The organism is Puia dinghuensis (assembly GCF_014642875.1).
Classification (GTDB): domain Bacteria; phylum Bacteroidota; class Bacteroidia; order Chitinophagales; family Chitinophagaceae; genus Puia; species Puia dinghuensis.
On the sequence record NZ_BMJC01000002.1, the window covers coordinates 943477 to 959800 of the forward strand.

A 16324-nucleotide genomic window follows, 5' to 3' on the forward strand; every position below is an offset into this window, starting at 1 on the left:
GTTGGTTTACGTTAGTCGAACCTTTCCACCGCAAAAGGGGACAGATCGATGCTGGCGGGTTGCTCATCCACGAGTTCGCTCACCAATTTGCCTGTACCCGCGCCCAGGCTGAGGCCAAGCATCGAGTGACCCGTCGCTATCACTACATTGTTGTATCTTTTTATCCGACCGATGTAGGGCAGGCCGTCTGCCGAACAGGGGCGATAGCCATACCACACTTTTTCGCGCGGCGGCATAGGTACGTCGAATTCAGGATAGAACCGCTTCACCGCATTGAGGATGCCTTGTACCCTGGCATAACGGGGTGGGGTATGCGTGGAGGTGATCTCCATCGTTCCGCCAAATCTTATCTTATTGCCATCCATCGGCGTGATGGCGGCGCGGCCTTCGACGAGGATGGCGGGGTAGTTGACCCGCCAGGGGGAGTCTTCGAGCGTCACCGAATAACCACGACCCGGCACCAGCGGCAGCCGGGTATCCAGCAGGCCCGCGATCTCCCGGCTCCAGGAGCCGGTTGCGATGACGACGGCGTCGGCTTCAAAAGTATGGAGGGGGGTGATGAGGCGTTTGACGGCGCCTTTAGCCGTCTCGAAACGCTGCACCTCTTCGTGCGGCAATAATTCGACACCGGCCGTTTGTAAAAGCTGAATCAGCCCCCGCATCAGCTTGTCGGGGTAAAGATGAGCGTCGCATTTGAAGAAAATGGCGCCAAGACCGTTCACCCTCGTATGCGGCTCTTTCTCCTGAAGCGCTTTGGCATCGAGCAGATCGACATCCAATCCCAATTCATGTGCCTTCTCCACGGTATGATGGGCATGTTCCGCCGCGGCTTCCGTCTGGAAGATCTCGAGCAGCCCTTTATGCTGATAGGCAAAGTCAAAATGTGGTGTCCGCAGCCAGGTGTTCTCGTATTCGTATTGGCTGAGAACCGCGATATCTTTCAGGGGAGCGGCCGACCGTTCGACGTGCTGGGGTGTCGCGCTCTTCATGAATTTCATTCCCCAGTCGATGAGCGAGCGGCTAAGCCGGGGTTGAACATAAAAAGGGCTTTGGGAGTTGAGCATCCATTTTAATCCCTGGCGAACGATACCCGGGGTTGCGAGCGGAATAAAATGACTGGGGCATACATAACCACAATTGCCGTAGGAGCAATTGTCCCTGAAATCCGACTTATCTAAAACGGTAACCTTATGTCCGGCCTTTTGAAGATAGAAAGCTGAGCTTAAACCAATAATACCGCCTCCAACGACGACTACATTTTTTCTCATTCAACAAAAATAAGGGGAAATGGCGTGGGCGATTTTGCCGAAATAAGCCTAATTTGCCCATATTTTAACCAGCTTTTACCCGATATTGATCATTTGATGATAATATCTGCAAATGGTGTAATTTAGATATTACACCAAAACTGCGCAGCGATGAAAGTATTACAATTCACCATACCGGTGCCGCATGATAAGACAGTCATCGTGCAAAAGGATGAGCTCCCGCACTTTTACCCGCATCTTCACCGGCACCAGGAGATACAGCTCACCTGGATACAGCAGGGAGAAGGCACCTTGGTAGCGGAAAATAATATGTACGCTTTCCGTTCGGGTGATATCTACTGGCTCGGGGTGAACCTGCCGCATGTGTTCAAGAGTGATCCATCCTATTTCTCACCGTCGAGCCAGAAAAAGGTGCAGACCCTCAATATCTTTTTTAATATAAAAGGACAGCTGGACAGCTTTTTCGAGCTTCCCGAGATAAAGAATCTAAAAACCTTCCTTCAAAACCAGCAAACCGGCTTTAAGGTTCCCCCGCAACATACGGCCGAAGTGTCGGCCAAAATGCTGGAGATCCAGGAAAGCTCGGGTGTCGATCAGCTGATCCACTTTATCGAACTGTTAAAGCAGCTGAGCTCGTTGCAGCGTTTGGAACCCCTTTCTTCCTGTTCGCAGCCCGCCGCTTACAGCGAGCATGAAGGCATCCGCATCGGGACCATCTACAACTACATCATGCAGATGTATGACAAGCCCATTACGCTGGAGGATGTCGCCAAACAGGCGCACATGACCCCGCAGGCCTTCTGCCGCTACTTCAAGAAGCATACGCTGCATACGTTTGTTTCGTTTTTAAACGAGGTGCGCATCAACGAAGCCTGTAAGAAGCTGTCGGATGGCAATTATGACAGCATCGCGACCGTCGCTTACAACTGCGGGTTCAACAGCATCACCAATTTCAATCGCGTATTCAAGAGTGTGACGCGGAAGTCACCAAGTGAATACGTGGATAGTTATTTCAAGTCGGTTGCGGTAGCCGAGTGAATCATGCTGATAGTCCCGGAGACCGGCCCGACGCTTGTGCGGGGGCTGTGGGCGGCGAATTTGACAGTGACGATCTGTTTGCCGCGGGTTAAATCAGCGGGTACGGGGTAGCTTATTTCGTAGAACTTACTTTGTTTTAAGCTCCCCAGGTTCTGCGTGGCGATGGTCTGCCCATCCACCTGGATGTCGAAGATGCGGCCGCGGTGATCGTCGCCCCAATAGGAACAGAGGATGGTGTTGGCCGCCGCGGAGTCTACTTTCATGGTGAAGGAGAACCAGCCGCCGTCGTCGGTAGAAAGCCATTTTTTCCCGTGTTCTTCGCCGGCGTGGAGATTTTCGCCGGCAAAGGAATGATCGCGTTCGGGTTGCATCTCCCCGATGCGCAGGCGATCGATGGTTTTTTCTTCGAGCTCCTGTTCCTTCTTTCTTTCTTCTTCATATTTCTGTTGCTGGACGGTCCAGGCAGCGGGGGTAAAATAATCCCAATAGACGCTGTAATATTCGTTCTCCGTCCTGTTGAAGGGGATGAGGGTGATTTCCGCGGGTTGTCCGGCGCCGGTGGTATGGAAGACCAGGTCATCAGTACCCGCCTGGTGCACCCATTGATTGGGGTCCTGGCCGGAGGCGACGAGGACGGGGATGCCCTTCACCGGATCGGGCTCCTTGTTCCCCAGTTCGCCGGCGAGCAGCACCGGGCCATAAAAGAGCGCGATGCGGTTGGGGTTGTCGGGGATGGATTCGGTGTAAAAATTCTCCTGGAAGTGGAGGTCGATGGTTTCTGTGCCTTTCCAGGTGCGGGTAATCGTAATATAGCCGTCCTCCCCTACCGGAAAGGATTGGGAATTGGTCGCCCAATGGGGTTTGCGAACCCGGAGGGTAAAGGTGGTCGGGCGGGCAGCGGTGATCGTGAGGGTCACGCGATCATTGCCGGGGAGTCCGGACAGTTGTTGTATGGTGACGCTCTTTTCGCGCCAGTTGAGCCTGCTGGATATGAAAAGATTGACATAGAGACTACCGTCACTGCCCCGGGAATAAATGCTTTCACCATACTTGACATGATTTTCCATGCCCGAGCCGACACAGCAGGTAAAGGTGTTGAAAGGATCACTATACTCCTTATGTCCACCCATGCGGAGCGGGACGAAATAGGTCATCATTCCCGTGGCATGGTTCTGTGAGGCAAGAATATGATTGTACAGCGCCTTTTCATAATAATCCATCAGCATGGCCGAAGGGTGCCAGGCAAAGAGATGCCGGGTCAGCTTTAGCATGTTGTAGGTGTTGCAGGTCTCGGTGGTATTCTCCGTGAGCTCGTTGTTTAGTTGCCGCGGCGGGCCCAGGTATTCGTAGTCGCTGTTGCCGCCGGTGGCATAGGAGTGATCTTTGACAATGATAGCCCAGAAGGATTCGGCTATCCGGCGGTCACGGTCGTCATTCGTCAGTTCGTAGCGCCGGGCGCAGCCGATCACCTTTGGTATCTGGGTATTGGAATGTTTGCCGGCGAGGTCGTCCATGTCGCGGGACAGGGAATCGAGAATGCGTTTGTCGTGGAATTTGTACGACAGAAGGAGGTATTTCCGGTCGCCGGTGAGGGCATACGTATTGGCGAGTACATCATTCATCCCCCCATATTCACAGGCCAGCATCTTTTGAATGGAAGAATCGGGAAGATTTCCGACGATGGTGGATGTCCAGTCGGCCATGCCTTTCTCCACTGCCAGAGCCCGGGCATTGCCGCAGTAGAGATACGCGTCCAGCAGTCCGGCCATCACTTTGTGTACGGTGTACCAGGGAGACCAGGCGCCGTTGAGGTCAAATCCGTGAGAGCGGATATGGCCGGCGGCGACTTCGGCCCACAGGGTATCCTCGCGGGGGATGGCGCCGATATAGCCGGTGTTCCGGGCCTGCTGGCAGACAGCCAGCTCACTGACGATATAGCTGACCCGATGGAGAAAGGCGGTATCACCGGTGGCGGCATATTGCATCGAACAGGCGGAGAGATAATGTCCCAGCGTATGACCTGCCAGACCCGAAGATTCCCAGCCACCATACTTCTCCGCTTTTGGATCGAGGCCGGAGTGGCGGCGAAATTCCGAGAGTAGCCGATCGGGGTCTATTTCTTTAAGATAGCGAGCGTCGGCCTCCATGGCTTGTTTGAAGGGTCCATCGAGGAGGCGAACGTCTTTCAGATCGAAGGGATAGGCTTTTATGGCGACGACCGGGCTTTGTTTTACTTCTTTATTGTTGTATTCCGGAACATAGGATTGCGCCATGCCCGTGATGGTGGTGATAGTAGCGAATAACCAGACTATTTGCTTCATCGTATTGATTTGTCATCGACCGCCGCCCGGACAGTGTTCCCGGAGATAGTCGGTAAATAAATGGGATAAGTGCAGACTGGTGCCTTCACCTTCCCGGATGGCATGGGTACGGTTGGGATAGACCATGATCTGGAACTTCCGGTCGTATTTAACCAGTTCGTTTATCAGCTCCTCTGTACCTTTATAATGAACATTATCGTCGCCGGTGCCGTGGACAATGAGCAGGTTGCCCCGCAGGTTTTTTGCGTAATAGAGGGGCGAACCCTTTACAAAATCGTCCCGATTTTCCTGGGGAAGGCCCATGTACCGCTCCTGGTAAATATTATCATACAACAGCTCGTCCGCTACAGGGGCGATGGAGATGCCCGTCTTATAGATATCGGGGTATTGGAATAGCAGATTCAGCGTAGCAGAGCCGCCGCCGCTCCATCCATGTACTGCTATCCTGCCGGAGTCGACAAAGGGCCATTGCAGTATCTTTTTTGCAGCCATGGCCTGGTCCCGGATGTTGATGATGCCGATCTTCCGGTAGATGCACTTGCGCCAGGCAGCGCCTTTTGGCGCCGGGGTGCCCCTGCCATCGAGGCTTATCTGGATATAGCCATCCGCAGCGATGTCGCCGGCATAGAGCGAGGTGCCTGCGGCACCCGCAGCATCTCTAACGGTGGTGGCCGCGGGTTCGGTGTAGACAAGGAAGAGAACGGGATATTTTTTTGTACTGTCGAAATCCTTTGGCAGGATCATCCAGCCATCCATGGTGACGCCGTCGTCGGTAGTGACCTGAAACATTTTTACCGGGTATTGCGGCCGGCCGTTACCACGGCGGCCGCCCTGGTCATTGGTCTTGATGGTCGTATGCTTTGGCAAGCTCACCCATTCGGATACCGATTCGTAGAGATGATTGGAGAAGTTGTGCGTCGCGTATAGCGCGTTGGGGGAAATATTGTAGTTATGCGTGCCTTTCCGGGTGGCGGGAGAAACCAGTTCGAGATTGCCCTTGCCATCGAGTCGAACGCGGTAAAGATATTGCTGAGTCGCATTATCCGGGGAGGCCATGAAGTAAGCATAACCGCCTTTTTCATCTATTGCTTTGAGACTGATGAGGTCGTAATTGCCTTTTGTGAGCAGCGTTTCCTTCTTCCCGTCACGGCTGATGCGGAAGAGATGACGCCAGCCGTCTTTTTCGGAGACCCACAGGAAATCCTTGCCGTCCTTCATCCACTCCCAGCCGGTGGGATCATCGCTATAACGCTGTTTTACGTCGATCCATGCGCTGTCGGTCTCCTCGTAGATGGGTGTGGCGGCGCCGGTAGCGGCGTTGCAAATAAAGATCTTTGCGTCATTCTGCTTGCGGTTGAGCTGTTCGAGCACCAGTTCGCTGCTGTTAGCGGCCCATTCCATTCTTGGGATATAGTGCTGTCTGCTATCACCCGGCACCGCCATCCAGGTGGTCTTCCCTGAAGCGAGATCGACGACGCCTACCCGACAGGGCGAGGGATCCTCACCGGCCACGGGATATTCCACGGGGATGGTAAAGGGATAAAGCGAGTCGGTGTTATTTATCATCAGGAAGTTCTTCACCTTTGTCGCGTCGAGCTGCCAATAGGCGATGCTCTTGCTGTCGGGGCTCCAGCGGAAGCCGTCCCGGCAACTGAATTCTTCCTCATAAGCCCAGTCGAATGTTCCGTTGATGAGGCGTTGTGTCCCGTCGGTGGTCAGCGGGGTGATGGCCCCGGTGGCAAGGTCTTCCATATAAACATTATGCTCGCTGGTATAGGCGGCTTTTGTCCCGTCGGGGGAGATCTTGGCGAACATCAGCGATGAGGCCGGCCGGCCTGCGCCCAGCTGTTTCAAAGCATGGGTAGGAATATCGAAAACCCAGTAGTCGCCACGGGTGTTGAAGCGCCATACCCTTTTTGTATTGGTAAAGAACAACAGCTTTTTTTCATCATCGCTGAAAGAAAAGCTTTGTACGGCCTGTGGCATCTGCCCCGCATCAACCACGACAACGCGTTGGAAGGCAGGCAGGTCATACCGGACGAGGGCATTGTTCTCGATGGAATAATAACTTTTCCCATCCTTGCTCCATTTGACGCCACCGCCACCGCGTTGGGCAGTGAGGGTGTTGGCAAACAGGCAGAACAGAATGATGACGGGCAGGTGGCGGACCAGTGAGCTCATGATTTCAGTTTAACTCCAATGTAGTACATTTTTTTAATAGCATTCTCCTCGAAGAGGCTTGCCTCGTCGCCCTTCAGCCGGGTGCTCTTCCATTCCGGCGTTGGCAGAATGCGCATCGACGCCTGATCGTTTCTCAGCACCAGCGGCAGATCAAAACCGGCCACGCAGTTGGAATACCGGTAGAACACCTTCGTACTATCGGCGCTGAAATAGAATTCGAGATCGGGTATCTGTGTCGTCCTCAGGTATTGGTCGAATACTTTTCCATAATCGAAGCCGCTTTTTCGGGAGATATAGCGCTCTACCTGTGCCGATGTCACGGTCTGATGATAGAAGTCCTTGTTAAGACCGCGAAGTATCTGCCGCCACCGATCGTCATTGTCGATGCTATGCCGGATGGCCTGGAGCAGGTTACCCCCTTTGGGATACATGTCGCCGCTGCCTTCTTCATTGACGTCATAATGCGCGATGATGGGCCGCTCGTTGCGGATGCCGCGGCGGGTGGCGATGTTGTATTCATTGCCGGCCTCTTTTCCCCACATATAGTCTACGAAGAGGGTCTCGCTGTAGTTGGTAAAACCTTCGTGTACCCACATATCGGCCAGGTCTTTTGTCGTCAGGTTGTTGCCAAACCATTCGTGGCCGCTTTCGTGGATGACGATGAAGTCATACATCATCCCATATTTCGAACCGCGGCCCCAATAGCCGAAGGCATAGCGGTTACCATAGGCGACGGCGCTCTGGTGTTCCATCCCGGGGTGCTGGACATCCACTAATTTGTAGCTGTCCTCATAGAAAGGATAGGGCCCCATCCAGTGTTCGTGGGCATGCAGCATGTTATGCACCTGTTCGGGGAGGTAGGCTTTTGCTTTTTGCAGGTTGTAATCCAGTACCCAGTAGTCGAGATCGAGATGCCCTTTTTCACCCTGGAAATCCTCATGAAAAGTGACATACTTCCCGATATAAGGGATAAGACAGTAATTGCTGATAGGATTGACGACGGCCCATTTGTAGGTAGTGGTGCCGTCACCGTTGTCCTTTTTGAGTTGGAGCCTGCCATTGGAGACGCCGACAAGGGTGTCAGGCACGATCATGGTCATGGAGGCGCCCTTGTCAGGTTCGTCACCCTGGTAATCCTTGCAAGGGTACCAGAGGGAGGCGCCCATGCCCTGGCAGGTGACCGTCATCCACGGACGTCCGAGGGAATCCTTTATCCATGACCAGCCGCCGCTCCAGGGTGGGCGTTTAGCTTCCGTGGGAATACCGGAGAACCACACCTGTACGGTGTTGATGGAGCCCCTGGCCTGTTTTGGCGTTTTTACATGCCAGGCATTCCCCTCTTTTGTAAAGGGGAGGTTGTCGCTGCCGTTGCAGCGGATGCTATCTATCTGCAGGGGTTCCTGCAGGTCGAGCTGCATGCCGGGCTGCCGGTCGCTGACCACCTTATAGGTGATGAGATCGTTGCCGACGGTAGTCTTTGTCAGATAGTCGGGTTTCACGGTGATGTCATAGCGCTGGATATCCCACCAGGACCTTTCCGGCCCGTTGGCGCCGCGCAAGGTATCGGCATGGGTAAATACCCGGGTGGGTTGTGGAGTTGTCTGGGCCGCAGCGGCGAAGGAAACCAGCAGCGTGCCAATGAGCAGTGTACCTTTTCTCATCCTGCAATTTACGGCCGGAAGGCAATGCGGTGTGTGCGTTTTTTGACTTAAACTATACGAAAATTATCTGTTAGGGGACGATGGTAAATTCCTGTTTTAGCCGGATGTCGACGCTACTGCTGCCGACCATTGCCTGAAATTTTCCCGGCTCCTCGCGCCAGACATTGTTCTTGTCCAACAGGGAAAGGTCATCCGGGCGCAGCGTGAACTGCACAGTCTTCTTTTCGCCCGGCTGCAGGGAGATACGTTGAAAGCCGCGGAGCTGCATTTCGTAGATCGTGACGCTGCTGACTTCCTGGTGGAGGTAGAGCTGCACCACCTCGTCGCCCTTTCGCGTGCCTGTATTGGTTACTTCTACGGAGACGGTGATATCCCCTTGGGGGTGCTGACTGTCGGGGATGACCACCAGATTGCTATAGGAGAAAGTGGTGTAGCTGAGGCCGTAGCCAAAGGGGTAGATGGGGCCGAAGACGCTGGTGCGGTTTTCGCGGCGAGCCTGTCCGGCGGGCCGCGCCTGTGGCGTGGCTGGGGCATCACCCGGTTGCGAGCCCGGCTTATAGGGGAAATTCCATTCGATCTCGCCGGTGGTCTTTGGAAAGGTGATCGTCAGCTTTCCGCCGGGGTTGTTGTCGCCAAAAAGCGTCTCGGCGATGGCCTGGCCGCCAACGGAGTTGGGGAACCAAGCTTCCAGGATGGCGGGGATATAGCGGTTAGCCCAGTTGATGGTAAGGGGCTGGCCATTGATCAGCACTAAAACGACAGGGCGGCCGGTGGCTTGCAGGGCCTGCAGCAGCTGCTCCTGGCGGCCGGGAAGGTCGAGCCCGGTGCGGGACATCCCCTCCCCTACCCTTTTCTCGTCCTCACCCAGTACGGCTACGATTGCATCAGCGTTGCGGGCTTTGGCGACGGCTTCGTCGATCCCGGCCTGTTCGATGGCGGTGAGCGGAGTTGGGATGATCTCGCTTTCCGGCCATGCGCTATCCACCATCTCGCAGCCTTTTGCATAATCGAGCGTGACGGCGTTGCCCAGGTAGTTACGCAGCCCTTCTTCTACACTGATGACAGAGAGGTGAGATGGTCCATAGCGGCTGATGGCATAAGAGGTCTCCTTTGCCAGCGGGCCAGTGATCAGGATATGGTGGACTTTCTGTTTGTCCAGCGGCAGCAGATTGCTGTCGTTCTTCAGGAGGACAAGGGATTCGCGGGCCATCTTCAGCATGAAGTCTTTTGTACGGCCGTTCGCCAACACCTCGTCCGCCTTCTTCGGGTCTTTTACGTAGGGTTGGTCGAAGAGCCCAAGCCTGAACTTTACACGGAGAACATCGGCTACCCGCTTGTCGAGGATGTGGATGGAGAGGTCACCGTCGCGAACCAGTTCCCGCAGGGGTTCGATAAAGGTCTTTGGCGGGGTGAAGTTGGTCCGGACGTTGAGACCGGCTTCCATCACCTGCCGGACGGCATCCTTATAGGTGGCGGCCACATGATGCTTTGTAAAAAGGTATTCGACGGCGTCGCTGTCGGAGACGACATAGCCGTCAAAGCCGAATTTCTCGCGGAGCAGCTCGGTGAGGAAATAGTAGCTACCGGTGATAGGTACGCCATCCCAGTCATTGTAGCTGCTCATCACACCCATTGGCCTCGCCTCCTGTATCACCCTTCGGAAGGCGTAGAGGTACAGCTGGTACAATTCCCGCGGAGCCACGTGCGGGTCAGTACGAACACTGCCATCCCGGCCTCCCTTTGGTACGCTATACACAGCGAAATGTTTGAGGGTGGATGCCACGCCTTCCTCCTGGATGCCCAGGGTCATTTGCTTACCCAGTTCTGCCACCAAAAAAGGGTCTTCTCCATAGCATTCCAATGTTCTGCCCCAGCGGGGGTCGCGGGCCAGATCGAGGATGGGAGCATACACATTGGTATAACCAAGCGCTTTTGCCTCACGGCCGACGATCTCCCCGGCTTCGCGGACAAGAGCGATATCCCAGGTGGAGCCGATGGCGATGGGCGCCGGCAGTGAAGTGGCGCGGTCGTGGTTGAGGCCATGGATGCCTTCGTTGGTAAAATCAACGGGGATGCCCAGCCGGGTCTGTTCGACAAACCAACGTTGGACGGTATTTATCGCCTCGGCATGACGGCTAAAGGGATAGGATAGCGTGGTTTTTGCCGCTGCGTTGCCCGCGACGGCGTTGAGGTCTTCGTCGATATTGGCGATGCCATCCTTCCATATCTCGGTCTTCCATTCGGGAGTAGGGAGTGAGTCTTTCAATACCCGGCCGTAGCCATAGAGAGTGGCCGTCTGACAGGTCTTCTCTTCCAGCGTCATCTGGCTCAGGAGATCGGCGATACGCCGTTCGACCGGCTGTGCCGGGTCTTCGAAGATGTCTTTTATACCGTTTTTGTTGAAGTCAATCCACCCTTCGTGGTAAATGGAAAGCTGAGCAAATGCAAATAGGTTGATAAGGCAGCAAGCGGCCGACAGGATTACGATGCGCATCCTTAAAGATAAGGATTAGCCTTATTACCATGCTTCGTTCTTTTGAAACGCCAGGATTAAAATGATCCCGCTGATCAACCCGGAGAAACCGATGAACACCTGGCTTTCGACGTCCAGTGCACTGTACATGAACAGAATCTGGCCAATGATGAGAAAAATGGAGAAGGCGAGGAGGACAAGTTTGCGAATGGTGCGTTTGGATTTGCCTTTGAACAGACCGAAAACCGAGATAAGGGAAAAGAAGATGCCCACGAGTGTTGTCATAGATACTGATTTTTCATAGTAAAGGATAATGTAATATACGCCCTGCGTGTCCATCCTGCAATAGGAAAATTTCGGCGTAAGGGTACGCACCTACTTACTTGGGGGTAGTAATTCCCGAGGGGAAACGCTAAGGCCGTCGCAGAGGGCGATGATCGTGGTAAGCAGCGGATCTGCTTGCCCCGCTTCGATGGCGGCGATCTCCCGGCTATCGAGGCCGGTAAGAGTGGAAAGTTGAGCCAGGGTGAGACGTTGCTGTTCGCGAAGTTCAGTCAGCCGCCGGCCGAGCCTGTGTAAGGCATCTTGCTGTTTGTCCATAGAATGCAATCTTGATAAGAGAATCGGGTTGCTTCGGTGGCTGGTACAGCAAGATGAAAAGAATACAAGGACTCCCGGCGAGGGGGGTCTTACCTTATTACGGGGGTAGCCCGGGAGTAACCATTCGGAATTTGCCTGGAATACGCTAAAAAAAAATAGCGCATTCCAGGCAAAGCGCTAATGTCTGTCCTTCGGACAAGCCTTCTCCGGCGGCTTTGGGAGGGAATCGTTATTCAGCAGGCTCGTATTCAAGCAGGACTGCAGGCTGGGCTTCCAGTGCAACGGCCAGTTGAAGCAAGGTGGTGAAAGTGATGTTGATCATCCCCTTCTCGATCTTGGCGATCTTACTATTGTCGATGCTACAGGCATACGACATCTCGCGGAGGCTGAGACCTTTATCCTTGCGGAGCTTTCTCAGGTTTTCCCCGAACCTTTTCAATACCTTTTTATCGGCTGGAGTTATCATTACTTTTTTTCTAATGTGGTTCTAAGGTGTAAAGTTTTTTCAAGACCGTTGAGGTCCAATTAGGCCGCTAAAAAGGGATTTAATAATTCGTTCATCCACGACCACCCTACTTCGCCGAACGAGTAGCAACAGCGATCTTCGAATCAGCGGTACCGTAATATAAGAACCATTTTTGATGAAAACGCGCAAGGCCCTCGATAAAACAAACGGCATTCACCTGACCGGTGAGTTCGTAGGGTTTGTCGGGGCGCATGAAGTACTGATCCAGCCGATGGAGAATATGCGTGGGGTTCTTACTATCGAGCAGAACCTGGGAGGCCGTGTAAGTACCTTCGGGCAGCGTAGGGTCGCCGATCGCAGGAATGTTGCGGCTATTGTACAGCAAAAGGATGCCTTTGCCGGTGAGCATCGCCGGCGGACCGGATTCCACCAGGTCGCTGTCGAATCGCCTGCTACGGGTTGGGATCACGATCTTTAGTTGCTGCATGTTCAGGGCCTGCCCCTTCAACACAACCGGGTCCGCCTCACCGGGACTTTTCTCTACGGGAGTCCAGTCGATGAGGTTATCGCTTGTCGCGGCCCAGATGAATTGGTCTCCCCAATACATCCAAAACTTACCCGATATCCGCGCAGCAAGGATGTGTCCATCGACATAACGAGATACGATGGAACCCGATTTCGACCATTTGTCGATGTATTTTCCCCCGTAGGCTTTTGCAAATGCCGGCCCATGCTTCGTCCAATGGCGGAGACTGCCATCAGCACAGGTAGCAACCATCAGGCGGGCAATATTACCATCGTAGGCAGTATACGTCATATAATAAACTCCCTTTTCGTCCTCTACGACCCTGGGATCCTCGCAGCCGCCCTCCCATTCATATTTTTTCCAGGCATCGTTTTCCGGGTAGAGGACAGGGGCAGGCTGCCGGGTAAAATGAAAACCGTCGGTGCTTTCAGCAAGCCCGATGCGGGAGGTTCCGGCAGGATGACCCACCTTATCCTGCGCCCGGTAGAGCAGGCAGAGTTTGCCGCCACGGACAATGACAGCGGGGTTAAAGACATCCTTCGCCTCCCAGGCCACGGACTGACCCCGGATGGGATCGGTAAACCTACCCGTGCCAGGCTGGAGAACCGGATTCATTTTGTCCGCTTTTGAAAAAGGCAGGAGAGCCCAGGAAGGGACGTCCGACATCCGGGTTGTTACCAGGAGGCCGGCCAAAAAGAAGACGAGGAATAGTTTCATGCTTTTTTGTAGTAATAGTACTAATAATTATGCACGGCTGGGATGAAGGACAGAGACTACGGTCCCTTGCCCCGGTGCGCTATCGATACTCAGATGACCGTCCAGCCGCCGCACCAATTCCGTAATGAACCGGTAGCCAAAAGAAGATGTTGAATCCACCGGATTTTTATGTTCGCTATTGAGGAGCAGTTGCACCTTATCCGCAGTCATGCCGGGGCCCGTATCGACTACCTGTACCAGGATACCGTCCATATTTTGTTCAACCCGGACAAGAATGCTGCCGGCAATAGTATATTTCACGGCATTGTCCAATAAATTCCTTATGATTATGGCGAGGATATTCCTGTCCGATACCATGGTCAATCCGGGAGGTATCTCCGTATAAAAATCTATCTTTTTGCGCACCAGGATGTCTTTATACAACACACCGGTCTCCCTGATAAATTCCTCCAGGTGGATCTCTTCATAGCGGACAGTAAAACCATCCTTTTGGCTATTGAACCAGGTGAGAAAGTCGGTGGTGAACCGGCAGATACCCTTGCAGGCATCATCCAGCTGCTCCAATTGCTCGTGTATCTCCGGGACATCCATCTCCTGGTGATATCGGGTCAGATGATTGATCAGCAAGGATATTGAGAACAAGGGCGATCGCAGATCGTGAATGATGACAGAGACCAGCTTCTGCTTCAGCAGGGTACTTTGCGCCAGTTCGCTGGTCCTTTCTTCCACCTTCGCCTGCAGCCGGAAGTTCTGGTTGCGGAGTATCCGGGTTCTCAGCCAGAAAAACAGGAGGACAACGCCGACCAGGACAACCACCAGCAGCACATAGAACAACCGGGTATCATACCAATGCGGCAACACCTGGAAGGTGATCCCCACCGCCGCCTGATTGTTGTTATTGCTGCGATCTCTGATGCTGAGGGCATACTTACCATAGGGCAACCGGTTGATAATGATCCTGCCATCCCTACCCACCGGGTACCATTTCCCGCCGGCGGCATCGATGGTGTATTCCAGGTTCAGGTTGTCTTCCAGGCCATAATAGGGGATAGAGACATCGGCGACGATGCGGTTGAAATCGGGGGGGATGCGGATATTTTGCTTATGGTCGAAAGGCACGGAATCGACCGAAAGATCGTCGATCACCAGAGTGGCATTGTGGGACGGGTCCGACACGCTGTCCGGGTTGAAATATACTACGCCGTTGAGCGATGGAAAATAGAAATTGCCGGCCCGGTCAGTGACCGCGGCGGGAGTACAACCGCCATTAAACTCATTTGTATTGAACCCAAACGTCTTATCGAAATATTCGAAGAGAACAGGATCGTCCCGGCCGGCAGTAAAATTTTCCAGGTCGTTTTCCCGGACTCTGAATAATCCATGATTGGTGCTCATCCAGAAATACCCTTTATCATCCTCAAGGATGGTGTGCACATTGGCGAGATATTTCCTGCTATCCTGGGGAAGTGGCATGAAGCGGCCATTGTTGTAGCTGAAATACCCATTACCATATGTCCCGATGAAAATGCGCTTATCTTTCGCCTGGAAAATGCAGCGCGCGTATACATGTGGAAACAGGGGTTTCTCCTCCAGCTTCCCGGTAGCCATATGGCAAACGTAGATGCCGTCCCATGTTGCTATCCATAGCGTGCCGGGAGAAGACTCGGCCATCGTTTCAATAGGATGGCCAATGAAGGCGGGATAACGATCGATCACCTGCGATAACCTGCCCTTTTCCCATTTCCACAGAGATGAAATGGTGCTTATCCATATGGCCCCATCGCTTCCGTGCAGGATAGCAGTAATGTAGGAGTCCATGAGAAAGGTGTTGACAAAGGTCGCATGGGTAAAAGTACTGTCATAAATGGTCAACATCTTGTGCCGGCTCAGCCAGATGCTGCCGTCCGCCGCCTTATACAGGCAATGCCGGTCGAGCCTTTCCTCCGTCGGGAAAAGAATATCGCCGGACCGGTGATCCATATCGAAAATGCCGTTGCTGGTCAGCAACCGGTTTCCGGGCAGCGTCTGGCAGGCCATGAATACATTGCTGGTAAAATCCTTTCCGGAATAGGTGAGGGCATGGAATTGCCGGGGGCTTACAACAAAAAGCCCTTCATGCTGTGTTCCGATAAATAGTCTCCCCGAACTACTATCATACTGGAAAGAATAAAAGGGCTGATCCTCCAGGAACTGAAGGTCCTTAAAAAGTAGTTTTGCCTTTAGCGTGTCGTGCCCGATGTCCAATGCATAAATATCATTATCAACTTTGGCAATGGTAAGCCCGCCCTTTGTATATACGAAGATCTTTTGCGCACCAGGCGCCTGTGCTCCTTTTACGATCGGCGTCATCGATGCATCAAGCTGCACCGGCGCCGGCTCGCCATGTTTGAAAAAGACCAGCCGGCCGCCTTTCCTGAACATGCCAAAGATATCCTGCTTGAAAAATGCATATTGCACTTCGTTTTGCTCGGGCTCCACCGGTAGCCGGACCAGCTTTTGGGGACTGGTGCTCAGATAATACCAGTCATTCCCGTAGCGGATCACCACTTCTTTTTCGTTGAGTATCCAGTAGGTGGTAGCTTGCAGTAATATATTCTGCAAGGCCGTATCCGACAGGGCCTTTAGCAGGGGAGCTTCATCGAAGATGCCGTTGGAGTGAAAGCTGATCAATTTATGCGGCAGCCGGGTTAAAGCCGAATCCACGGCTATGCTGTAATCCGGCCTCACTTTAAAGATCACCGAGGGATCAAATTCACTCCGGATGAGCACTTCCCGCCGGGCGTCCTCTGACAGCACCGCAAAACGGTTCATTTGTAAAACGGGAGTGTTGAGAGTATTGTAAATACGAAAGCGCTGGCCGTCGAATCTCACAAGGCCATTTTCAGTTGCTATCCAGAGAAATTTATTCCTGTCCAGAAGCAGATCCCTGGCGCTATTCTGGGGGAGACCATTCTCACTGTTATATTGCTGAACTATATAGTTGTGAGGTTGTGGATAAAGGTCTTTCCCGGATAATTGAGCGAATACGGCGCAGGGGAGCGTCAAACAGAAGAACAACGCCTTAACCATATAA

11 protein-coding genes are annotated in these 16324 nt (G+C 53.4%); 1 reads left to right on the plus strand and 10 read right to left on the minus strand.

The window, feature by feature from the left end:
* Positions 1-11 precede the first annotated feature (11 nt).
* A complete protein-coding gene (locus IEY39_RS12080; RefSeq protein ID WP_188931766.1) occupies positions 12-1268 on the minus strand; it encodes an NAD(P)/FAD-dependent oxidoreductase in 1257 nt (418 codons plus the stop codon).
* 150 nt (positions 1269-1418) lie between these two features.
* Between IEY39_RS12080 and IEY39_RS12085 the strand changes: the two genes are divergently transcribed.
* Positions 1419-2306 (plus strand): AraC family transcriptional regulator, encoded by an 888-nt coding sequence (locus tag IEY39_RS12085; RefSeq protein ID WP_188931768.1) that lies wholly within the window; start codon positions 1419-1421, stop codon positions 2304-2306.
* Here IEY39_RS12085 and IEY39_RS12090 read toward each other — a convergent pair.
* The 9 genes from IEY39_RS12090 to IEY39_RS12130 all read right to left on the minus strand — a co-directional run bounded on the left by IEY39_RS12090 (position 2276) and on the right by IEY39_RS12130 (position 16320).
* Positions 2276-4627 carry a glycoside hydrolase family 127 protein gene (locus IEY39_RS12090; protein WP_188931770.1) on the minus strand — a complete coding sequence of 784 codons (2352 nt, stop codon included), beginning with the start codon at positions 4625-4627 and terminating at the stop codon, positions 2276-2278. The genes IEY39_RS12085 and IEY39_RS12090 overlap by 31 nt on opposite strands.
* A 12-nt stretch (positions 4628-4639) precedes the next feature.
* Positions 4640-6808: a S9 family peptidase gene (locus IEY39_RS12095; RefSeq protein ID WP_188931772.1), complete on the minus strand. Its 2169-nt coding sequence runs from the start codon at positions 6806-6808 to the stop codon at positions 4640-4642.
* Positions 6805-8469, minus strand: coding sequence for a M1 family metallopeptidase (locus tag IEY39_RS12100; protein WP_188931774.1), 1665 nt, complete (start codon positions 8467-8469; stop codon positions 6805-6807). Before IEY39_RS12100 ends, IEY39_RS12095 begins: the two co-directional genes overlap by 4 nt.
* A gap of 70 nt (positions 8470-8539) precedes the next feature.
* Positions 8540-10963 carry a glycoside hydrolase family 3 N-terminal domain-containing protein gene (locus IEY39_RS12105; protein ID WP_188931775.1) on the minus strand — a complete coding sequence of 808 codons (2424 nt, stop codon included), beginning with the start codon at positions 10961-10963 and terminating at the stop codon, positions 8540-8542.
* A 24-nt stretch (positions 10964-10987) separates the two neighbouring features.
* On the minus strand, positions 10988-11227 hold the full coding sequence (locus IEY39_RS12110) for a hypothetical protein (RefSeq protein WP_188931776.1): 240 nt from the start codon (positions 11225-11227) through the stop codon (positions 10988-10990).
* Between the two features lie 90 nt (positions 11228-11317).
* Entirely contained in the window at positions 11318-11542 is a 225-nt protein-coding gene (locus IEY39_RS12115) for a helix-turn-helix domain-containing protein (RefSeq protein ID WP_188931777.1), read from the minus strand.
* 229 nt (positions 11543-11771) lie between these two features.
* Entirely contained in the window at positions 11772-12008 is a 237-nt protein-coding gene (locus IEY39_RS12120) for a helix-turn-helix domain-containing protein (RefSeq protein ID WP_188931778.1), read from the minus strand.
* 106 nt (positions 12009-12114) lie between these two features.
* Positions 12115-13251: a glycoside hydrolase family 130 protein gene (locus IEY39_RS12125; protein ID WP_188931779.1), complete on the minus strand. Its 1137-nt coding sequence runs from the start codon at positions 13249-13251 to the stop codon at positions 12115-12117.
* 27 nt (positions 13252-13278) lie between these two features.
* Complete coding sequence (locus tag IEY39_RS12130) at positions 13279-16320, minus strand: sensor histidine kinase (RefSeq protein ID WP_188931781.1); 3042 nt, start codon at positions 16318-16320, stop codon at positions 13279-13281.
* Positions 16321-16324 lie beyond the last annotated feature (4 nt).